Raw genomic sequence first — 23059 nt, 5'->3', positions numbered from 1 at the left:
CGTATGACTAAGAGACTATCCTCCGGGACTTCGATGGGACTGAGGCACCGGGCTGACTGGTTGGCTATCTTGCTTTACCTAACCTTAGTAGTGATCGGATGGCTCACCATCTATGCAGCCGATGGCACTTATACCATCACCGATACTTCCTTTAGTATTGAGGGTAGGGCACTGTCTCAACTGATATGGATCGGGATCTCTGCCGGCGCAGCGATTGCCATACTGCTTATAGACACCTTCTTCCTGAAGCAGTCTGCCCCTGTATTCTACTTCGCCATGATCGGTCTCTTGATCGTGACAATCTTCATCGCTCCGGACATCAAGGGATCACGGTCGTGGTTGGTGATCACCGACTCTGTGAGGCTACAGCCGGCGGAGTTCTCTAAGCTCACCACCGCCCTAATGCTGGCATGGTGGATGTCGAAGTATAACTTTAGCCTCGAGCGCACTCGTGATCTGGCGATCGCTTTTGCCATCATCATTGCCCCGATGCTGATCATCGTACTTCAGTCAGAGACAGGATCCGCATTGGTCTACGCTGCATTCATCATCATCCTCTACAGAGAGGGGCTGAGTAGTGCTGTCCCGCTCTTTGGCGTTTTCTGCGCTCTGCTTTTCGTGCTGGAGCTCAGGTTTGCCGAGTCGGTTTGGGGCGTTACCCCGGCCGGGCGATTGGTTGTCCCGCTACTGATCTATCTCGGTGTGGTGCTCTCGGCACAGGCTTACTGCGAGCTTGACCGAGCTTGGTTGGTCGGCTTGGTAATTGCCCCCTCGCTGATGATTATGGCTGCAATCCTCTCCCTGTGGATGAGTGTTGACTTCTCGATCTTTGCCATCCTTGCGCTGGTGCTTCTGCTGGTATGGGTGGTCTTACAGGCTTATGGTCATAGAGGTCGACATATCGGTCGGCTGATCACCTTTGCCGGGGTGAGTGTGGCTATGTACGCCGGGGTGGGTTACTTTTTTGACAATATCCTCCAGCCCCACCAGCAGACCCGTATCCTCGTCTCTCTAGGACTTAAGGACGATCCTGCCGGTGCCGGCTACAATGTGCATCAGAGTCTTATTGCGATCGGCTCCGGAGGCCTGCTCGGTAAGGGGTACCTGCAGGGGACTCAGACTAAGCTCTCCTACGTGCCCGAGCAGACAACGGACTTCATATTCTGTACCATCGGGGAGGAGGAGGGCTTCATCGGCTGCTTAGTTGTGTTACTCCTCTTCCTCGCCCTGATCTGCCGTATCATTTACATTGCAGAGCGCCAGCCAGAGACCTTTGCTCGCGTATACGGCTATGCGGTGGCATCTATACTCTTCTTCCACCTCTTGGTGAATGTGGGGATGGTGATCGGTCTCGTCCCAGTGATCGGCATCCCGCTCCCCTACATCAGCTATGGCGGATCATCGTTGCTAAGCTTTACCCTGCTCTTATTTGTACTCTTGAGACTGGATGCCTCGCGTATGCCGGTCTCCACTCTCCGATAATATGAGGAAAACGGACACCAAACTCAATCCTATCTCGTGGGTCTCCACAGTCTACTTCGCCATGGGGCTCCCGATGGTCATGCTCTCGGACGTCTCGCTGCTGCTCTTCAAGGACATGGGCATCCCGGATAAGGAAATCACCTTCTGGGCTTCACTTCTGATCCTTCCGTGGAGCCTAAAGCCTTTCTTCAGCCCGGTAATGGAGCTCTTCGGGAGTAAGCGGCAGTACGTCTTTATCTCTGAGATTATCTCAGCGCTTATGCTTGGCCTGATCGCGGCATCACTTGGCTTGGAGGAGTCTTTTCCGCTACTGCTCTTACTGATGGCTGTGATGGCACTCTCAGGGTCGGTGCATGACATAGCAGGGGATGGGATCTATATGGAAGCGCTCACGCCTACGCTTCAGAGCAAGTTTGTCGGGTGGCAGGGTGCCTTCTACAACATCGCCAAGGTGCTGGCCAAGGGCGGACTGGTCTATCTCGTGGGCTACCTCACTACCTCTATTGGGATTGTCCGCTCTTGGCAGAGTATGGTACTGGTGGCAGGCGGGCTGATGCTGTTACTCGGAGTGTGGCATATGGCAGTATTACCCCATAGTGAAGCCCCTGTAACGGATGAGAAGCGATCTCTCAGGGCGACTCTGCAAGGGGTATGGGAGATCTTCGTTAGTTTCTTTGAGAAGAAGCACATCTGGTTTTACCTGCTTTTTATTTTCCTCTACCGCTTTACTGAGGGGCTGGCCATTAAGGTGGCGCCTCTCTTCCTGAAGGCCGGCACCGAGCTCGGAGGACTGGGGCTGACAAATAAGGACTTTGGACTCATATACGGGACGCTGGGGACGATAGCCTTTATAGGAGGAAGCATATTGGCCGGGTACTACATAGGTCACTATGGTCTACGGAAGGTACTTTTCACTCTGGCAGTGATCTTCAATCTCCCCTTCATCATCTTTTTCCTCCTTGCGTTCTTCCACCCGACCAATCTAGTATGGCCAGCGGTGGGGATCGTTGTGGAGCAATTTGGCTATGGTTTCGGATTCGTCGGTCTAACGCTCTTCATGATGCAGCAGGTGGCACCAGGACCACATCGCATGGCACACTATGCCATTGCCAATAGCTTGATGAATCTCAGCTACATGATTCCCGGTCTAGTCAGTGGCACGATCAGCGATGCGGTAGGGTACAGCTCATTCTTCCTCATTGCGGTCATAGTGTCCATACCTGGGCTGATATGCGCAAAAATAGTACCTTTCTCCTATGATGGAGATGGTAATAAACTCACTAAATAAATGAATATGGATAATATCAAAATTGCCGGGAGGTCTCTCCCCAATATGCCTTGGGAGGATCGCCCTCAAGGATGTCATGCTCCACTCTGGAGATACAGCAAAAACCCCATCATCGGTCGGCATGAGACACCGACAAGTAACAGTATATTCAATAGTGCAGTCGTCCCATTCAAGGACGGGTATGCCGGGGTCTTCCGCTGCGACGACACCAATCGAAGGATGCGTCTCCACGTGGGATTTAGTCAGGATGGTCTCTTATGGGACATCTCCCCGGATAAGATTGTTTTCGACTGTGATATCCCTGAGGTGGGGGAGTGGGTCTATGGATATGACCCTCGGGTGACAGAGATTGATGGTCGCTACTTTGTCTCGTGGTGCAATGGCTATCATGGACCCACCATCGGGGTGGCTTGGACGGACGACTTCCGGACCTTCCATCAGCTGGAGAATGCATTTCTGCCATTCAATCGCAATGGCGTCTTCTTCCCACGTAAGATCAATGGCCGCTATGCTATGCTCAGCCGGCCGAGCGACAATGGTCATACCGCCTTCGGGGACATATTCTACAGCGAGTCACCGGATCTGGAGTTTTGGGGACACCACCGCCATGTGATGTCACCGGCTGACTTTGAGGTAAGCGCATGGCAGTGTCTCAAGATCGGAGCTGGACCTATCCCTATCGAGACTTCGGAGGGATGGTTGCTCATATACCATGGTGTGCTCAGGAGCGCCAATGGGTATGTGTACGCCTTCGGCTCAGCACTCCTTGATAAGGATCAGCCCTGGAAGGTGACTGCACGGAGTGGGGCATACCTTATCTCTCCACAGGAGCTGTATGAGTGTGTCGGGGATGTACCCAACGTCTGCTTCCCCTGTGCTGCACTCCACGATCCGGATAGCGGACGCATTGCCATTTACTATGGATGCGCCGACTCTGTCACCGGCATCGCCTTTGGGTATATCCCTGAGATAATCGATTTTACGCGGAGGACAAACATCCTATAGTATTGGGAATACCAATTAAATAGGTTACCTTTGCAGGCGAAGCGGGGACATATGGATCCTCGTGGACATTGAAAATATTACTATATGATCATTGTACCGGTAAGCCAGGGCGAAAATATCGAGCGTGCCCTGAAGAGATTCAAGAGGAAGTTTGACCGCACAGGCACTATGCGTCGTCTGCGCGATAATCGCAACTTCCGTAAGCCCTCCGATATTCGCCGTCGTAAGATGGAGAAGGCTCGCTACGTAGAGAATATGCGTAGGGAGATGACGGAGTGATACTCTCTGTCGACAGACAAGGAGAGTAGACCATGTAGAATACATATAACACTGAGGAGGTGTAAATACATAGAGAGGCAACGGCTATTTTCCGTTGTCTCTCTTTTTATTGCATCTTATCTCGAGAAGCACTGTAGAAAAACCTGCAAGACTGGGCATTCATCTCCTTCACGACCATTGCAAAATGGCCCAAAACAGGAATTCTATGCAAAGTCGCATCAATAAGATAAAACGAGGGTAGCTATCATAGGAATTATTTGTAGGTTTGCCGATATTATGCGTGAAGTCGTTCACGTGTAGTCATAAAGTAGGATAATAAGATTAGCAACTATATCGAGTGAGTTCGTATGGACGACAAAGTACAAGAACTGGCGAGTAAGATCTACAAGGATGGTATCGCCAAGGCTGACTCTCGCGCAGAGGAGATCGTAGCAGTAGCAGAGGAGAAGAGAGACAAGATCCTTGCTGAGGCTGAGGCAAAGGCTAAGGAGATTTTATCCAGAGCAGACAGCGAAGTGGCCGGGCTACGTGAACGCTCCCTTAGGGAGCTTCAGCTCTCGGCTGATCGTGCCTCGGATGCACTGAGGACGGAGATCGGTGATATGATCAATGATCGTGCTGTCAGCGAGGGTGTTGACCAAGCATTTGCCGACCCTGAGAGGCTCTACGATGTAGTACTCAGGCTATGCCAAAAGCTTTTTGACGAGGGGAGCAATAGCGTCACTGTCTCTACAGAGGATGGTGAGGCTCTCAGGAAGTACTTTATGAACCATGCCTCCGGGATCCTTGCGAAAGGACTTGACATCAAAAGTGTCCAGGGTAGGGCGGCATCATTTGCCATCTCACCAGCCGATAAGGGCTACGAGGTCGTGGTAAGCAAGGAGGCCCTGACGGAGTACTTCAAGGACTTTATGCGGCCTCAGCTTCGGGAGGCTCTCTTCACGGCACCTGACAAAGAGTGACCCTCTATGGCTGAGTATTATGCCTTAGGAGCAGGTCTGCCGACACTGAGACCGGAGATAGGGAAGAATCCCCCACTCACTCTGAGGGAGTTTGTGGAGACTCTTCGCGGGCAGCTTACCCGCCGAGATGGTCAGCTCCTGGACCTGTTGCTCCTCAGTGAGGACAACAGAGCGCTCGTGGCTCTACTCTATGATCGACCGATCCCCGAGCCGCAGGTCCCATACGTAGTAGGGCCCGACAGGCTACGCAAGTTGGTCGCTGCTGCAGAGAGAGGTATGATTACCTCAGAGATGGTGGGAGAGGAGCTACACTTTGATCCGAAGACCTATCCCTCCTATCTGGTGGACTTCATGTACGAGTATCGCCACGATCAAGAGATTGACCGTCCAGCAGAGCATTTCTACGAGGATATCTTAGATAATTATTACTTCCGCTACGTAATGAAGCGGGGGGATGAGTTTGTCCGCACCTGGGTTAGCTTTGATCGCTCCATACGCCTTGTGCTGGCAGCTATTACGATCAAGCGCCACGACCTTGACGCTCGTAGGCTGATCGTCGGTGATAGTGAGCTGGTGCGGCTCCTCAGGAGTGGCAACTGGCATGATATAAGCTTCCTCGAGGAGGGAGAGGTGGTGCAGAAGGTGCTACAGATCTCCGAGGAGGAGGATCTCTCCGTCAGGGAGCATCGCATTGATCAGCTGAAGTGGGATTACTTGGATAGTCTCACCTTTGCTGACACTTTCTCCATAGATACCATGCTTGCCTACCTGCTTAAGCTGCAGATGCTGAGTCGCTGGAGCTCTCTCGATGCAGAGATAGGCAAGAGTCGCTTCAGAGAGATCATCGATCAGCTCAATCACGAGAGCCGGTCAGACCTTGAGAAGTTTCGGGCAGAGGCCAAGAGACATAACCGCCTCTAAGCTTAGGGATAGACAACAATATAAAACGATATACAGATGAAAACTACAGGTAAGGTGGTAGGGTTGGTCTCCAACCTAGTGACTGTAGAGGTAAATGGTCCTGTCGCACAAAACGAGATCTGCTTTGTCATCCTCGAGGATGGCTCAGAGCTGATGTCTGAGGTCATCAAGATCGAGGGGATCTTGGTGGATGTGCAGGTCTATGAGAGTACCCGCGGACTAAAGATCGGCGACCAGGTCCGGTTTGAGCAACATATGCTTGAGGTGACCCTCGGTCCAGGACTGCTCTCTAAGAACTTTGATGGTCTCCAGAATGATCTGGATAAAATGACTGGGCTCTTCCTCAAGCGTGGAGAGTATACCGATCCTCTCGATCGGGACAAGAAGTGGGACTACGAGCCGACTGCTAAGGTAGGCGACACTGTCGAGGCTGGATCCTGGATAGGTCTTGTGGAGGAGAATCATCAGCCCCACCGGATCATGGTTCCCTTTACCTTCAAGGGGATGTATACGGTCAAGAAGCTTACCCCGAAGGGCCAGTACACCGTGGACGATGAGATGGCTGTGCTGACGGATGAGAGTGGAGTGGATCACTCCATCACCATGACTCAGAAGTGGCCCGTCCGCCAGGCGGTGCCCTGCTATGCCGACAAGCCGAGACCCTTTAAGCTGCTTGAGACAGGGATCCGCTGCATCGATATCTCCAATCCTATGGTAGAGGGGGGGACTGGGTTCATCCCGGGAGCCTTTGGTACAGGTAAGACGGTCCTCCAGCATGCGATCTCAGAGCAGGCTGAGGCGGACATCGTGATCATGGCTGCGTGCGGTGAGCGAGCCAATGAGGTGGTTGAGATCTTTAAGGAATTCCCTGAGCTCGAGGATCCTCACACAGGTCGCAAGCTGATGGAGCGCACGATCATCATTGCCAATACCTCCAATATGCCGGTATCGGCTCGTGAGGCGTCAGTGTACACCGCTATGACGATCGCTGAGTACTACCGGACTATGGGACTGAAGGTGCTCCTGATGGCAGACTCCACCTCTCGCTGGGCTCAGGCACTCCGTGAGATGTCCAATCGCATGGAGGAGCTACCTGGACCGGATGCTTTCCCAATGGACCTCTCGGCTACTATTTCGGCCTTCTATGCACGTGCCGGTTATGTCCATCTGAAGAATGGGGAGACTGGGTCGATCACCTTCATCGGTACTGTTTCCCCTGCCGGTGGTAACCTCAAGGAGCCGGTGACCGAGAATACCCAAAAGGTGGCCCGCTGCTTCTACGCCCTCCAGCAGGATCGCGCAGATAAGAAGCGCTACCCGGCAGTCAATCCTATCGACTCCTACTCGAAGTATCTGGAGTATCCGGAGTTTCAGAAGTACGTCGCTGAGGCTGCTTCGCCCGACTGGCTGGAGATGGTCGGTCAAGTCAAGCACCGTATGCGTCAGGGACTGGAGATCGCTGAGCAGATCAATATCCTCGGTGATGATGGTGTCCCTGTAGACTACCATGTCACATTCTGGAAGTCTGAGCTGATCGATTTCGTCATCCTCCAGCAGGATGCCTTCGACGCCATCGATGCTATGTGCCCTCTGGAGCGCCAGCAAGAGATGCTAGCTCTCGTAATCAATATCTGTGAGAGCGACCTTACGTTTGAGGACTTCAACGAAGTCTCCGTCTTCTTCAAGGAACTGATCAACGAGCTGAGGCAGATGAATTACTCCGAATTCCGTAGCGAGGACTACAATAAGTACCGTGAGCGGGCTAAGAAGATGGTCGAGACACGCCGTGTGGACAAGTCTCACGTAGTAGAGGAAATGGCTAACGCCTAAGGGTAGACTGATTATGACTAAGAAAGCATTCCAAAAGATATACACCCACATCTCCGACATCACCAAGGCAACCTGCTCTCTGCGTGCTACGGGTGTGGGTAATGATGAGCTGGCTCTCATCGACGGTCGTGTGGCTCAGGTCGTCCGACTGGAGGACGATGTGGTGACACTGCAGGTCTTCTCCGGGACGGAGGGCATCCCGACCAATGCCGAGGTGACCTTCCTCGGCAAGGCTCCTGCCCTAAAGGTGGGTGACTCTCTCACCGGACGCTTCATGAATGCCTACGGAGAGCCCATCGATGATGGTCCGATCATCGAGGGCAAGGATGTGGAGATCGGAGGTCCGTCAGTCAATCCTGTCCGTCGTGAGCAGCCCTCAGAGTTGATTACGACCGGTATCTCCGGCATCGACCTCAATAACACCCTCGTTACGGGACAGAAGATCCCCTTCTTCGCCGACCCGGACCAGCCCTACAATGAGGTGATGGCAACCGTGGCGATGCGCGCTGAGTCCGACAAGATCATCCTTGGCGGTATGGGACTGACGAATGACGACTACCTCTACTTCCGCAATACCTTTGCCGAGGCAGGAGCGCTCGATCGTATCGTCTCCTTTATCAATACCACCGAGGACTCGTCTATTGAGCGTGTGCTGATCCCTCATATGGCCCTCACAGCAGCAGAGTACTTTGCAGTGGAGAAGAATGAGAAGGTGCTCGTCCTCCTGACGGATATGACCAACTATGCTGATGCGCTGGCCATCGTCTCCAATAAGATGGACCAGATCCCCTCCAAGGACTCTATGCCCGGCTCCCTCTATTCCGACCTAGCAAAGGTCTATGAGAAAGCAGCCCAATTCCCGTCTGGTGGCTCCATTACCATCATCGCTGTGACAACGCTGTCGGGGGGAGACATCACTCACGCAGTTCCGGATAACACCGGATACATTACAGAGGGGCAGCTCTATCTCCGTACCGACAGCACTATCGGCAAGGTCATCGTCGATCCCTTCCGCTCCCTATCACGACTGAAGCAGCAGGTGATCGGGAAGAAGACCCGTGAGGATCACCCTCAAGTGATGAATGCCGGCGTCCGCCTCTTCGCTGATGCCTCCAATGCTCAGACAAAGCTGGAGAATGGATTTGACCTCACTGACTATGACGAGCGTACGCTCGACTTCGCCAAGGAGTACGCCAATGACCTCCTCGCCATTGACGTCAATATCAATACCACAGAGATGCTCGATACGGCATGGCGGCTCTTCGCTCGGCACTTCACCCCTGCTGAGGTGGCGATCAAGCAATCTCTTGTCGATAAGTACTGGCCACAGGATGTGGAGATGGTCGGTCACTCTCAGGAGGAGGCGTAATCCCGGTGAGTACGACTGAGGTATGGCTGTAAAATTTCAATACAACAAAACCTCTCTCCAGAGGCAGAAGAAGGATCTCCAGCTCCGAGAGCGAATCCTCCCTACGATCAAGAGTAAGGAGAGTGCGCTTCGTCTCGAGGTGCGGCGGGTCAAGAAGGAGGTCGAGGATCTCGAGGCTCAGGTAGAGCAGAGCATCGAGAATTTCGACACCATGACTGCCCTCTGGAGTGAGTTTGATCCCTCTCTTGTCCGAGTGGAGGATGTCCATCTCGAGACACGCAAGGTGGCCGGCATCCCGGTTCCAGTGCTGGGTGAGGTAGACTTTGAGGTTCGCCCTTTTAGTCTCCTTAATACCCCCTCCTGGTATATGGAGGGCACGCAGCTGATCAAGGATCTCGCCACCGTTGGCATCCAAGCAGAGGTCGGACGCCTGGAGCTGGACATCCTGCAACATGCCAGACGTAAGACGACGCAGAAGGTCAACCTCTTCGAGAAAGTTCAGATCCCCGGTCTCAAGGAGGCGATCCTGAAGATCAAGCGCTACCTCGAGGACGAAGAGTCGCTCTCCAAGGCGTCTCAAAAGATTATGCGCGCTCACCTCGATGAGGAGAAGGAGAAGCGCCGCAACGCCATGGAGGCAGAATCAGAAATGGAAGCAATAGTATGATAGAGACGATGAATAAGTACTCGTTCCTGGTTTTCGAGCCGGAGTACGAGGCGTTCCTACAGAAATTGCGCTCCTTAGGCGTGATCCATGTCCGACAGAATAAGGATCCAAACGAGCTCGACCGCATCAGAGAGGTAAAGGCTCGGCAGGACGAGCTGACCGATCTGCGTAAGAGTCTCGGCTTCCTCAAGGACCAGCATCCCCTGCAGAAGGAGCAGACTCCCGATAGCATCCGGCACATAGACTTTCCTGAGGAGACCCTGACGGACTATGACACTTACTTAAGTCAGATCAGTGACCTTGACGCCCGTATCAGGGAGAAGTCGAGGATCCTCTCTGAGCTCAAGTCCCAAGAGCATGAGCTCTCATACTGGGGCGACTTTGACCCCACACTGATCTCTAAGCTGAGGGGCAAGGGGGTCCATATGACTTTCTGGACCGTCCTCTCTCAGAGGTACAATAAGGAGTGGGAGGAGCTCTACCACGCTCAGATCATTCAGACTGCCGGTCGCTCCACCTACTTCGTCACCATCACCTCTGAGGACGAGCCGGAGCCGGAGCTTGAGTTTGCCGAGCGGGTCCGTCTACCCGACCGATCCATTAGCTCTCTGAGGGTAGAGAGACAGAGTCTGGAGGAGGACCTAAGGCTCCTGACGGACTCAAAGCTCTACTTAGCACACCACGATCAGATACTCGATAAGCAAGAGGCCCGCCTCGCCGATACCTATCAGATGGACAATGCCTACTATCAGGCTGATCGCCTCTATGACGATCGCCTGATGGTGCTGGAGGGCTATGTCCCCGCCAAGCAGGATGCCGCCATGCAGGCAGCACTCTCAGAGGAGGGTATCGCCTACGTCCAGGAGGAAATTGTCTATGGGGAGGATGTGCCCATCAAGCTCTCCAATAGTCGCTTTGGCAGGGCCTTTGAGCCTCTGGTAAAGATGTTCTCCCTTCCTAATTACTGGGAGTTTGACCCGACACCCTTCATTGCGCCCTTCTTCATGCTCTTCTTTGGTATGTGCTCGGGAGATGCAGGATACGGGTTGGTAGTGCTGATACTGGCGACGATCTTTAAGCGCAAGGTGGGTGAGAGTGCCAAGATGTACCTAGAGCTCTTCCAGTGGCTCGGTGGAGCTGGCGTGGTGATGGGATTCCTTGCCGGCACCTTCTTCGGCATCTCACTCATCGAGGTCCCCTTCCTCAGTTCGATCAAGGACTTCTTCCTCTCGTCGGACAACCTGATGGTGATCTCCCTAGCGCTGGGACTCGTCCAGATTCTATTTGCGAAGTATGTGGCTGCCTTCAAGGTTAGGCACCAGAGCGGCACCCGCGCTTCGCTCGCCAGCTTCGCTTGGCCAACATTGGTGATCTTCATCGGGCTTGTGGTCGGGTTACCCGCCCTCAGCATTCAGCTGCCACAGTGGCTTGAGTACACCCTCTGGGGCGTTGTAGGGCTCTGCGTCTTAGCAGTCTTCTTCCTCAACTCTCCCGGCAAGAGCGTTTTTGTCAATCTTGGCAAAGGGCTGTGGGACACCTACAATACTGCCTCGGGGCTTCTGGGAGATACCCTATCCTATATCCGCCTCTTCGCCATCGGTCTGACGGGAGGTATCCTCGGTGGGGTCTTCAATACCCTCACGGAGACTGTTACCTCCTCTATGCCCATCTGGGCAGCGATACCGGTAGGACTGCTGATCCTCGCTTTTGGCCATGGGCTCAATTTCTGTCTTACTATGATCAGCTCGCTCGTCCATCCGGTCCGACTGACCTATGTAGAGTATTTCAATAATTCCGAGTACGAGGGAGGGGGGACGCCTTACACTCCTATTGAGGAGAAAGTCTCCAAGTGATACATTATTCTTGACAAAACAATAACAAACTCAATAAGTAAATCAATTTATGTCTACTACACTTCTAATGGCCTACCTGGGTATCGCACTGATGGTCGGTCTCGCCGGTATCGGTAGCTGCTATGGTCTCTCCTTCTGCGGTATCACCGCTATCGGGGCGATGCGCAAGGATCCCTCCAAGATGGGTCAGTACATAGGTCTCTCAGCGCTTCCCTCCTCCCAGGGTCTCTATGGATTTGTGGGCTGGTACTTCGCCAGCCAGCATATCGCAGCAGATATGTCTGTACTCGCAGCCACTGCCATCCTGCTTTGCGGTCTACTCCTCGGATCGGTAGGTCTCCTATCAGCTATGAAGCAGGGTAAGGTCCTTGCTCATGGTATTGCTGCCACCGCTGATGGTCACAATGTATTTGCCATCTCCATGGTCGAGGCGGTCTTCCCCGAGCTGTACGCGATCCTCGCGCTCCTCGTTACCCTCCTGACCATGTTCTCTCTCTGATAAGTAGAGCCTAATCAATTCTCAGTAAGGGATGTGTCCTGTAGCGGGATGCATCCCTTTTTTTATCTACAAAAGGGTCCATAGAGGGTGGCATCCTGAATAGAGAGGAAACGAGATGGGACTCTCGGAACAATAGTCTCGTGGGATATACAGGTGGGGTGAGCTGTCAAGGACCTCAGGTTCGTCCTTATCAAACACACCAAGTAGCCAAACTGCTTAGCACGGACCTAGATCAGAGATCGCAGCTATTTTCCGACTCCGAGTGTCCGACATCATCGGATAGAGAAAATCCCCTCCTTAATCTAATACCGATATTAGAGAAGACTAATACCGATATTAGGCGTTACTAATATTGGTATTAGAGTTTTTCCAGAAACAGGGCTTTTAATGGCGGACACCTTACATGGTAACTATGGGTAGAAAAACCACCATATCCCTATCGAAAATTATTGCGAGAGTGTGGGGAGTAGCTATCATGTATCCGATAAGAGAAGTAAGAGCCGAGTCTATTGATTGCCAAATAGCCGTTTGTCCCGTTATAAATAGCGAGGAAATCTAAATTGTTTGTATATTTGAAGGGAGGAGGGAGGAAGGCACCGATCACGTCCTAAGGAATCACAGATATGCTGGGGGAAGGAGGTACCTTACTGATATGCCGGATGTCAGACCACGTCACGAAAGTAGCAGAGTATATGAGTTATCAGAAGTTTGATCGTCGTATCATGACCAACTTGGGGACTGCGCTACCCCTCGAGCTTCTTCATGCCAATAGTCGTGGTGCTTACCACTGCTCATCGGTCGTGGGATGCAATACGCGTAAGTACCATGGGCTACTGGTGGTGCCGTCGGAGAGCGATCCCGATGTGCTCCTCTCATCTATGGACGAGACGGTGATCCAGCACGGGGCAGAGTTTCACCTCGCCGTGCATAAATATCATGACGGGACCCTATGTCCAAACGGGCATAAGTATATCCGCGAATTCTCCGTTGAGGAGTGCCCCCGGACGATTTATCGCGTTGGTGGGGTAGTTCTCTCTAAGGAGATCGTCTTCTCGTCTAAGATCAATCAGCTCCTGATCCGCTACCGCCTCTTGGAGGCGCACTCTGAGACGACCCTGAGGCTCATGCCGATGCTAGCTTTCCGTACCGTGAGGGAGCTGACACATATCAATGACAAAATCGACTGGAGTTACACCAGCGAGGATCATGGGGTATCCCTTTGCCTCTATAAGGGGATGCCTCGTCTCTATATGCAGCTCTCCAAGTATGATGCGGTATGGCACCAGGAGCCGACATGGTATAGAGATTTCTTTTACGACAGAGAGGCGGAGCGGGGCAATGCATGTGTCGAGGACCTGCCAGTCCCTGGTTTCTTCTCCCTTAATATCCGCCGTGGTGAGGATATCATCCTATCTGCATCTGATCGCGCCATTGACCCGGAGACTCTGGAAGTGACGTTTGAGGAGGCCCTCCGGAGCTATGGTGTGGCCGATACCTTTGCTACTTGTCTCAGACGCTCAGCACGGCAATTTTACTACGAACCTCGACCGGGAAAGTCTTACCTCAAGGCTGGATACCCCTGGTATGGGGTCCGCCTGAGGGACGAGATGGTGGGGCTCACAGCGTGCAGCTTCGGTATCGGTGAGCCTGAGCTCTATCAAAAAGTAATGGACACGGCTCTGCCTGCGATCTGGTCTTATCTCGATGAGGGAGAGGAGGATTCGGTGATCGAGGACATCTGGCAGCCGGACAGCCTCCTCTGGGTAGCCAATGCGATCCAGGACTACTATCGATGGGCAGGTAAGGAGGAGACGAAAAAGAGATATGGTGCGACACTCAGACGAGCGATCCGCTACATCAGGGAGGGTCGTGTCCCCTTGCTGGAGATGCGGCGAAATGGCCTGCTATACGCCGATCCGGGAGAGGATCGGCGGCCGATCACCTGGATGGGAACGATCATCGACGGGGCAGCAGTTGTGGATCGGCGTGGCTATATCGTGGAGTATAATGCTCTGTGGTATAATGCCCTCTGCTTCTATCGTTTCCTATATGACCTGCAAGAGGACGAGGAGGTGACGGAGCTGATCGATCAAGTACGTGAGAGCTTCATCCGGACCTTTGTCAATGAGCATGGCTACCTGCTCGACTACGTGGCTGATGGTCGTCCGCTCGACTGGAGCGTCCGTCCGAGTCAGATCATCGCTGTGGGACTAACCTACTCACCTATGTCTCGCAAGCTGCAGCGATCGGTCCTCGACTATGTGACCAAGGAGCTACTGACCCCTAAGGGGCTGCGCTCGCTCTCACCGGTCAGTCCACTCTACAAAGGCTACGCGGGGGGCAATCAGAGAGAGCGCTACTACGCATATGTACAGGGTGGTGCGTGGCCCTGGACCCTTTACTATTACCTCAGTGCGTATCTGAAGCTCTTCAAGCGGACCGGCCTCTTCTTCGTAGACCGAATGCTTATCCCCTTTGAGGAAGAGCTTAGCCTCAATGGCATCGGCACCATCTCGGAGATCTATGACGGGACTCCGCCCTACAGAGGGCGGAGTGACCTCTCCTTCATGATGAGCGTCTCGGCCATACTCCGCATCGTCAATCGTATGGTGGAGTACAAGAGTATCTGGGATGAGGAGGGAGACCTCTATGACTCCTTCCTCAGTATGACCTCTCACCACTCCTCCTCGCCTGACCAAGGTCGTGGAGGCGCTGATGAGGAGGCAGCAGTGACGGAGGAGTCTGAGCGGGGAGATAAGGCTCTCGACACAGAGCGTAAGGAATAAGCACCATTAGCAGGACAGGAGTAATCGTATGAAAGCACTTATGCTTGGCTGGGAGTTTCCCCCTCACATCTCCGGAGGTCTCGGGACTGCTACCTATGGCATCACCAAGGGACTTTCCTCGCAGGAGGATATGGACATTACACTCATGCTGCCTGCACCATCCGGAGATGAGGACAGCTCGTATATGAGTATCATCGGAGCCAGCGAGGTGCCGATCGTCTATCAGGATCCCTCAAGAGAGTACCTCGAGGAGCGGATCGGTCGCGTGATGAGCCCGGAGATGTATTATCACCTGAGGGATCACATCTACGCAGACTTTAGGTACATGCTGACGGACGATATAGGGTGCATCCAATTCTCCGGGAAGTATGGGGACAACCTTATTGATGAGATCAATAACTACTCTATCGTAGCAGGTGTCGTTGCCCGTGCCGATCGCTATGACCTTGTACACGCTCACGACTGGGTGACCTATCCTGCCGGGATTCACGCTAAGCAGATCCTCGGAGTACCACTCGTGATCCATGTACACGCGACAGACTTTGACCGCAGTCGTGGCAACGTCAATCCCACTGTCTATGCCATTGAGAAGGATGGTATGGACCATGCCGATCATATTATGTGTGTGAGCGAGCTGACCCGTCGGACAGTGATCGAGAAGTATCATCAGGATCCCGCCAAGGTGACCGCCGTGCACAACGCCGTGATCCCTCTCGAGGAGTCAATCCTCAATATCCCGGATAAGCGAGGTGTTAAGGATAAAGTGATAACCTTCCTCGGTCGACTGACAATGCAGAAGGGACCTGAGTACTTCGTGGAGGCGGCAGCACGTGTGCTGGCCAAGAAGAGAGATGTGCGTTTCGTGATGGCCGGAAGCGGAGACAAGATGGATGAGATGATCCGCCTGGTAGCGGAGAAGCGCATCTCGGACCGCTTCCACTTCACAGGCTTTATGAAGGGTCGTCAGGTGTATGAGGTGTACCATGCCAGCGATGTCTACGTGATGCCCTCTGTATCGGAGCCCTTTGGGATTACCCCTCTCGAGGCGATGCAGTGCGGCGTCCCCTGTATCATCTCTAAGCAGTCAGGATGCTCTGAGATACTCACCTACGCGATCAAGCTCGACTACTGGGATGTAGATGCTATGGCGGACGCGATGTACGCTCTCGTCACCTATCCTGCTCTTCACGATCTCCTCTCTCAGAGGGGTCTGGATGAGGTAGCCGGGATCACTTGGGATAAAGTGGCGCTCAAGATACGTGGTCTCTACGATCAGGTCCTTGGACGGTGATGATACCCCCTGATACCTTTTTTGAATAACCTGCCAGATAGATAAACTCTTACTATGGATAAGAAAAAACTCTGCCTCGTCTTTCAGCTGCATCAGCCTTTCCGCCTGAAGCGCTACCGATTTTTCGACATAGGTAATGACCACTACTACTTCGATGACTTTCTCAACGAGCAGTATATGAGGTCTGCTGCCGAGCGATCCTATTTGCCGGCTAATAAGATGATCTACGACCTGATCCAGGAGTCAAAGGGTAGGGTGAAGGTCGCTTTCGCTATCTCCGGAACTGCTTTGGATCAGATAGAGATGTACACGCCGGAGCTAATCGACAGCTTCCGTAAGCTCACTGAGACCGGATGCGTGGAGCTACTGGCAGAGCCTTACGCCCATAGTCTATCCTCTCTTGCCCCGTCCAAGGCGGAGTTTAAGGGTCAGGTGGGGATGCATGTCACGGCTCTCAAGGCGATATTCAATTACGAGCCAAAGGTGCTACGCAACACCGAGCTCCTCTATGATGACGACATTGCTCTTGCAGTCTCGGAGATGGGATTCCACGGAATGCTTACCGAGGGTGCTAAGCATGTGCTGGGATGGAAGAGTCCCGACTTCGTCTACCAAAGTGCAGTAGTGCCTGAGCTTCATCTCCTGATGAGGCATGCCGCTCTGTCGGAGGACCTCTCTCGACGCTTCTGCGATCAGAGCTGGGACGAGTATCCGCTGACAGCCGACAAGTACGCCTCTTGGCTCGCTGATCGGGGCAAGGGGGAACAGGTGACCTACCTCGATATGAGCTACGATGTGCTTGGTAATCTATGTCCTGCCTCATCGGGGATCTTCGACTTCTTCCGAGCACTACCGGAGTACATCGAGCGAGCCGGGCTGGAGATGGCGACACCATCCGAGGTCTTTGCTCAGCTCCAGCCGGAGGATGAGATCAGCGTCCTGGACACCATCTCTTGGTCCGAGGAGGAGAAGACAACAAAGTCCTGGCTCGGCAACATCCTCCAGCAGGAGGCCTTCGGTAAGCTGGTGGAGTGGACAGAGCGGACCCGTATGAGTGGCAATAGGAGGATCAAGCAAGACTGGGCCTACCTCCAGAGCAGTGACCACTTCCTCTATATGTCCACAGCTATGGAGAATAAGGACTCCGGTCTCTATAGTCCATACAGCAGTCCCTACGATGCCTTCAATAACTACATGAATGTGCTGAGCGACTTCCACCTCCGCGTAGAGGAGGAGTACCCCAGCTCGATCGAGAATGAAGAGCTCAATGCACTCCTCAAGACGATCGAGAACCAGGGCGAGGAGATCACAGCACTACAGGAGGAGCTCCATAAGCTGAGAGCGGAAAAGCCAGTCAAGCGTACCAGTACCACCAAAAAAGCAAAGTAAGAGCAAGAGAGCTAAGCAATGCCACAAGAAGAGACCAACTGGGAGTCACTGACTTTCGGTTATTATCCTACGGACTATAACGTTCGGAGCTATTACTCTAGGGGGGTGTGGAGCAGGCCTGAGCTGTGTGCCGACCCAACGGTGGCGGTTCATCTCGCAGCCACGGGGCTTAATTATGGCCAGCAGGCCTTTGAGGGACTCAAGGCCTTTCGATGTCAGGATGGTCGAGTCTGTCTCTTCAGACCTGAGGAGAATGCTCGACGCCTACAAAACTCCTGTGCCGGGATTATGATGCCCGAGGTGCCGGAGGATCTTTTCTTAGAGGCATGCCAATTGGTGGTGAAGCATAATAGCCGCTTTGTGCCTCCCTACGGCTCAGGTGCTGCCCTCTACTTAAGACCTCTTGTGATAGGTATGGGACCTCATGTCGGTGTGAGCGAGAGCAGCGAGTACCTCTTCTCGATTTATGCTTGCCCAGTGGGGCCATACTTCAAGCGTGGTGTCACCTCTGTACCAGTAGTGATCCAGCGATCGTATGACCGGGCGGCTCCGCGAGGCACAGGGAGGTTTAAGGTGGGCGGCAACTACGCTGCCTCTTTCCGTGCGATGCATGAGGCGTATGAGGAGGGCTATCGAGGGGGATGCCTTTTCTTAGATCCGCAAGAGAAGAAGTTCATTGACGAGTGTGGATCGGCCAATTTCTTTGGGATAAGGGGGAAAACATACATTACCCCGCAGTCCAAGTCGATCCTCGCCTCTGTGACCAACGATAGTCTGATGACCATCGCTGGCGATCTAGGGTTAACAGTGGAGCGACGACCCGTCCCTGTGGAGGAGCTAAGTACCCTTGATGAAGCCGCTGCCTGTGGTACTGCCGCTGTGATATGTCCCATCAGCAAGATAGTCGACCTCGATACAGGTAGGATATACGACTATGGCGATGAGCCGGGCCCGGTCTGCCGTGAGCTCTACGACCACCTCACCGGCATACAATCCGGCAGACTTCCCGACCGTCACGGCTGGCTGACTGAGGTCGATCTGCAGCCCGGGGCAGAGTGAAATCCATCACCAATATTATATCAATGCCCCGTCTTTAACTCTGTACGGAATTGTCTTGACCTTATCGTAGTGCATCTCGCTTTGCATTAGCCTCATAGCTCTTTTCTGTGCCTCTGAATATCCCCTTTATATGGTCCGTACTACTATACATCCAGTTACTGCAGATTTAGCCCAATCGGTGGTACTAGGGGACGAAAGCTGCGCAGCAGATTTGGGCAAAAATCATTACCTTTGCCCGAATGCAATACGGATACTGAGAAATGAATAAGCAGAAACTTATTGACCAGATCAGACGTAAGAAGTCCTTCCTCTGTGTCGGTCTGGATAGTGACTCCACTCTACTTCCTCCTCATCTCCCTCAGACTGCTGAGGGAGTCTTGACTTTCAATAAAGCGATCATCGATGCTACGGCAGACATTGTCGTGGCATATAAGCCCAATGAGGCATTCTATGAGCCATTAGGCGCTGAGGGCTTGGAGGTACTCGGGAAGACTATTGAGTATATTCATAATAAGTATCCTGAGATTATGGTGATCCTCGATGCCAAGCGAGGGGATATCGGTAATACCTCGGCACAGTATGCGCGAGCTGCCTTCGAGGAGCTGGGAGCGGATGCCGTCACCACTGCTCCCTATATGGGTCGAGACAGCATCTCTCCTTTCCTAGCGTATAAGGACCGCTGGACGGTGCTCCTTGCCCTTACATCCAATGCCGGCTCGGCAGACTTCCAGCACTTGAGATTGGAGGGTGGACGGCTGCTCTATCAGGCTGTCCTAGAGACAGCGACCTCGTGGGCCAGTGATGAGCAGCTGATGTTTGTCGCTGGGGCAACACAGGCGACGCTCTTCAGTCAGATCCGCGAGATCGCTCCCGAGTATTTCCTCCTCGTACCCGGTGTGGGTAAGCAGGGCGGATCACTCGAGGAGGTGTGCAGCTATGGCATGACTAGTGAGTGTGGTCTTATAGTAAACTCATCACGCGGTATTATCTTTGCCTCCAAGGGGGAGGACTTTGCTGAGGCAGCGCGAGCAAAGAGTCTCGCCTTGCAGGTGGAGATGGAGTGCGAGCTTAGGAAGCATCACGTTATTTGAGAAGACAAGCTTATGAGATATACAGCTCAGGAGGTGGCCGACTTCCTTCATGGGGTGGTCGATGGAGACCCTAATGTGGAGCTTCATGACTTTGGCGGGATAGAGAATGGGAAGGCAGGGACACTGACTTTCCTCGCTAATCCTACCTATGAGCATTACCTCTATACGACTAAGTGTAGTGCGGTGCTGGTGCAGGCTGACTATCAGCCGACCTCTGAAGTGAAGGCGACCCTGATCCGTGTAGCAGACCCTTATGACAGCTTGGCAAAGTTGTTGAGCGTGATCCGCGATGGGTCCGAGCCGGAGGCGGGGATCTCGCAATTTGCCATTGTGGATCCGTCTGCTGATGTGGATCCGACAGCTTCTGTGGGACCTTTTGTCTATATAGGTAGGAACAGTAAGGTGGGTCCCCGTACGATCGTCCGTGCTCAGGTATACATAGGTGAGGACTGCCTCGTGGGGGCGGACTGTAAGATCTATCAGCAGGTGACGATCAGCAACCGAACGATCGTCGGAGACCGATGCATCCTTCACTCGGGAGCGGTCTTAGGGGCAGATGGATTTGGATTTGCCCCCACTGCTGAGGGATGGGACAAGATCCCCCAGACCGGTAAGGTAATCCTTGAGGATGATGTGGAGATAGGGGCTAATGCCTGCATTGATCGTGCGGTCCTTGACGCAACGATCATACGGCGTGGGGTAAAGATCGACAACCTCGTCCAGATCGCCCATAATTGCGAGGTGAAGGAGCATACTGCTATTGCTGCTCAGTCCGGCGTTGCCGGCTCGACAACCATCGGCCAGTGGAATCGACTGGGGGGACAGGTGGGTATAGCCGGTCATCTTAAGACTGCCGATCGTGTGACCTTTGGGGCTAAGACAGGCATTATGGCGAGCATTGAGGAGGAGGGTAGCAGCTGGTTTGGCTACCCCGGGAGACCTTACGTCAAGGCGATGCGAAGCGCTGCCGTGGTCGATCGTCTTCCTCTGTTAGATAAGCAGATCTACGACCTCTCCAAGGAGGTGAAGCGCCTGAGAGAAGAGCTGGATAAGCTAAGAGAGATTAGTAAGACAAAAGACGGAGAGTGATCGAAATGGCGTACCAACACACCCTGGGAGGATCGTTTGAGCTGGAGGGTAAGGGCCTACACACCGGGCGGTATATCCACCTCAGAGCCTTGCCAGCGGAGGAGAATCACGGCATCCGTATCTGTAGGACCGACCTGCCGAGTAAGCCTATCTTGCCCGCCCTCGTCCGGTATGCCACTCAGTCCGATCGCTGCACGACATTGAGAGATGGGGACTTCTCTGTCTGCACTATCGAGCATATGATGGCAGCGCTGTCGGCTATGGGGGTAGACAATTGCCTCATCGAGCTAGACGGACCTGAGGCACCGATCTTGGACGGAAGCGCTAAGCCTTACGTTGATAAGATCGGCGAAGTAGGTCTCGCGGAGCAGAGCGCTAAAGCAAGAGTCTACAAAGTGCAGCGTAAGATCGAGGTCTTTGATGAAGCATCGGGTGCAAGGCTGACACTCCTTCCGGATGATACTTTCGCTGTTGATGCGCTGATCTCTTACGACTCTCCCATCCTGACTCATCAGTATGCGTCCTATGAGATAGGAGATGACTTTGCCGGTGAGATAGCCCCGGCGAGGACTTTTGTCTTCGTGAGAGAGGTGCAGGCTCTGGTTGCTAATAATCTGATCAAGGGTGGGGATCTGGACAATGCGCTGGTGATCTACGATCGTCAGCTCGCTCAGACCGATCTCGACAAGCTCTCAGATGAGCTTGGGGTGGATCACAGTGACGCCTCTACGCTTGGTTACATCAGTCACAGACCACTTGCTTACCCAAATGAACCTGCACGACACAAGCTCCTCGACGTGCTGGGAGATCTGGCACTTGCAGGCTGTCGGATCATGGGACGTGTGATTGCCACAAAGCCGGGTCATACCATCAATGGCAGGCTTTGTATGAAGCTCTTTGAGGAGATTGAGGGGGAGGAGTCCCTCCCCCCCGCTGTCGACCTAAGTGCAAAGCCACTACTCGACACCCGTGAGATTATGCGGATATTGCCCCACCGCTACCCGATGCTCATGGTGGATAGGATGTTAGATCTCACTGTCGATCAGGCTATAGGACTAAAGAATTACTCTGCCGGAGATCCTTTCTTCGTGGGACACTTCCCCGGTGAACCCATTGTCCCCGGGGTGCTGCTCGTGGAGTCGATTGCTCAGATTGCGGGGATCCTCGTACTCCACATAATGGATGAGCCAGGACCACACTCGACCTACCTAGCACGCATTGAGAATGCCCGATTCAGACAAAAAGTAATGCCTGGGGATACGGTGATATTTCGTGTCAAGCCTCTGGCACCTGTACGTCATGGATTTGCTCGAGTACGTGGTGTGGGCTACGTAGGGGACAATATCGTCTGCGAGACAGAGGTGGTGGCCAAGGTGGTGGCTAATAACGAGGGTGAATGATAGGAAAATGACAGAAGAGAAGAATATATCTATCAGCCAGCTGGCACTTGTCAATGCCGGAGCGGTATTGGGAGAGGGTGTCCGGATCGATGCTTTTGCAATTGTTGAGGACAATGTGGAGATAGGTACCGGGACGCATATCCATGCCGGGGCAATAGTCAGGTCTGGTGCCAGGATCGGCTGCCACTGTGAGATCCATCCCTACGCAGTGATCGCCGGGGTGCCTCAGGACCTGAAGTTTAGGGGCGAGGAAACGACCGCTTACATAGGTGATAGGACGGTGATCCGTGAGTATGTCACCGTGAGTCGTGGTACCGCCTCACGTGACAAGACCGTCATAGGTAGCGACTGCCTCATTATGGCCTATGCACATGTGGCACACGACTGCGTACTTGGAGATCACGTGATTATCGGTAACGCATCGCAGATCGCCGGTGAAGTGGAGATAGACGACTGGGCAATCCTAAGCGGTTCAGTCTTAGTGCATCAGTTCACCCGCATCGGACGTCATAGTATGACGCAGGGAGGCAGTAAGGTGACTAAGGATATACCTCCCTATGCTGTGGTAGCACGTGAGCCGATTGCCTTCTGTGGGATCAATCTGGTCGGTCTCCGTCGGAGGGATTTTACTGAGGGCGAGATCAGCCTCATCGGCGATGCCTACCGCATCCTCTATGCTCAGGGACTTAATGTGAGCGATGCCTTAGAGGAGATTAAGTCGTCTCTGGATGACACTCCAGAGCGACGCAGAATACTGGACTTTATTCGTAACTCCAAGCGCGGAATAGTGAAGGGCTGA

Annotated in this window: 19 protein-coding genes; all 19 read left to right on the top strand. The window is 53.3% G+C overall.

Translation table 11 applies throughout. The features are described 5' to 3' along the window. The first annotated feature begins 3 nt into the window (after positions 1-3). The 19 genes from rodA to lpxA all read left to right on the top strand — a co-directional run bounded on the left by rodA (position 4) and on the right by lpxA (position 23059). The gene (rodA, locus tag QZR17_RS01050; RefSeq protein WP_297126542.1) at positions 4-1482 is read left to right on the top strand and encodes a rod shape-determining protein RodA; all 1479 of its coding nucleotides are present in this window, start codon (positions 4-6) and stop codon (positions 1480-1482) included. 1 nt (position 1483) lies between these two features. Continuing rightward, complete coding sequence (locus tag QZR17_RS01045) at positions 1484-2770, top strand: MFS transporter (RefSeq protein ID WP_297126540.1); 1287 nt, start codon at positions 1484-1486, stop codon at positions 2768-2770. A gap of 6 nt (positions 2771-2776) precedes the next feature. Continuing rightward, a complete protein-coding gene (locus QZR17_RS01040; protein WP_297126539.1) occupies positions 2777-3775 on the top strand; it encodes a glycoside hydrolase family 130 protein in 999 nt (332 codons plus the stop codon). Between the two features lie 84 nt (positions 3776-3859). Continuing rightward, the gene (gene rpsU, locus QZR17_RS01035) at positions 3860-4054 is read left to right on the top strand and encodes a 30S ribosomal protein S21 (protein WP_296165370.1); all 195 of its coding nucleotides are present in this window, start codon (positions 3860-3862) and stop codon (positions 4052-4054) included. Between the two features lie 347 nt (positions 4055-4401). Next, positions 4402-5016 carry a hypothetical protein gene (locus QZR17_RS01030; protein ID WP_297126536.1) on the top strand — a complete coding sequence of 205 codons (615 nt, stop codon included), beginning with the start codon at positions 4402-4404 and terminating at the stop codon, positions 5014-5016. A gap of 6 nt (positions 5017-5022) precedes the next feature. After that, entirely contained in the window at positions 5023-5937 is a 915-nt protein-coding gene (locus QZR17_RS01025) for a DUF2764 family protein (protein ID WP_297126534.1), read from the top strand. A 36-nt stretch (positions 5938-5973) separates the two neighbouring features. Then, positions 5974-7767 carry a V-type ATP synthase subunit A gene (locus QZR17_RS01020; RefSeq protein ID WP_297126532.1) on the top strand — a complete coding sequence of 598 codons (1794 nt, stop codon included), beginning with the start codon at positions 5974-5976 and terminating at the stop codon, positions 7765-7767. 13 nt (positions 7768-7780) lie between these two features. Beyond that, positions 7781-9136, top strand: a complete 1356-nt coding sequence (locus QZR17_RS01015; RefSeq protein ID WP_296161762.1) for a V-type ATP synthase subunit B — start codon at positions 7781-7783, stop codon at positions 9134-9136. 22 nt (positions 9137-9158) lie between these two features. Continuing rightward, entirely contained in the window at positions 9159-9803 is a 645-nt protein-coding gene (locus QZR17_RS01010; RefSeq protein ID WP_288965379.1) for a V-type ATP synthase subunit D, read from the top strand. Positions 9804-9811: 8 nt separating this feature from the next. Next, positions 9812-11656: a V-type ATPase 116kDa subunit family protein gene (locus tag QZR17_RS01005; protein WP_297126529.1), complete on the top strand. Its 1845-nt coding sequence runs from the start codon at positions 9812-9814 to the stop codon at positions 11654-11656. 49 nt (positions 11657-11705) lie between these two features. After that, positions 11706-12155 carry an ATPase gene (locus QZR17_RS01000; protein ID WP_297126528.1) on the top strand — a complete coding sequence of 150 codons (450 nt, stop codon included), beginning with the start codon at positions 11706-11708 and terminating at the stop codon, positions 12153-12155. A gap of 692 nt (positions 12156-12847) precedes the next feature. Further along, positions 12848-14941: a glycogen debranching enzyme N-terminal domain-containing protein gene (locus QZR17_RS00995; protein WP_297126526.1), complete on the top strand. Its 2094-nt coding sequence runs from the start codon at positions 12848-12850 to the stop codon at positions 14939-14941. A gap of 28 nt (positions 14942-14969) precedes the next feature. Beyond that, positions 14970-16232: a glycosyltransferase family 4 protein gene (locus tag QZR17_RS00990; RefSeq protein WP_297126524.1), complete on the top strand. Its 1263-nt coding sequence runs from the start codon at positions 14970-14972 to the stop codon at positions 16230-16232. Positions 16233-16286: 54 nt separating this feature from the next. Further along, positions 16287-17621 carry a glycoside hydrolase family 57 protein gene (locus QZR17_RS00985; RefSeq protein ID WP_297126523.1) on the top strand — a complete coding sequence of 445 codons (1335 nt, stop codon included), beginning with the start codon at positions 16287-16289 and terminating at the stop codon, positions 17619-17621. A gap of 18 nt (positions 17622-17639) precedes the next feature. Next, positions 17640-18680, top strand: coding sequence for a branched-chain amino acid aminotransferase (locus QZR17_RS00980; RefSeq protein WP_297126522.1), 1041 nt, complete (start codon positions 17640-17642; stop codon positions 18678-18680). Positions 18681-18940: 260 nt separating this feature from the next. Further along, positions 18941-19771: an orotidine-5'-phosphate decarboxylase gene (gene pyrF, locus QZR17_RS00975; protein ID WP_297126521.1), complete on the top strand. Its 831-nt coding sequence runs from the start codon at positions 18941-18943 to the stop codon at positions 19769-19771. 12 nt (positions 19772-19783) lie between these two features. After that, positions 19784-20860, top strand: a complete 1077-nt coding sequence (lpxD, locus tag QZR17_RS00970) for a UDP-3-O-(3-hydroxymyristoyl)glucosamine N-acyltransferase (protein WP_297126520.1) — start codon at positions 19784-19786, stop codon at positions 20858-20860. 5 nt (positions 20861-20865) lie between these two features. Next, the gene (locus QZR17_RS00965) at positions 20866-22260 is read left to right on the top strand and encodes a bifunctional UDP-3-O-[3-hydroxymyristoyl] N-acetylglucosamine deacetylase/3-hydroxyacyl-ACP dehydratase (protein ID WP_297126519.1); all 1395 of its coding nucleotides are present in this window, start codon (positions 20866-20868) and stop codon (positions 22258-22260) included. Between the two features lie 7 nt (positions 22261-22267). Then, positions 22268-23059, top strand: coding sequence for an acyl-ACP--UDP-N-acetylglucosamine O-acyltransferase (gene lpxA / locus QZR17_RS00960; RefSeq protein WP_297126518.1), 792 nt, complete (start codon positions 22268-22270; stop codon positions 23057-23059).

Source organism: uncultured Porphyromonas sp., from assembly GCF_900541275.1.
Taxonomy (GTDB): domain Bacteria; phylum Bacteroidota; class Bacteroidia; order Bacteroidales; family Porphyromonadaceae; genus Porphyromonas_A.
The sequence above is the reverse complement of the archived record's forward strand: the minus strand, read 5'-3'. Positions and strand labels throughout refer to the sequence as shown.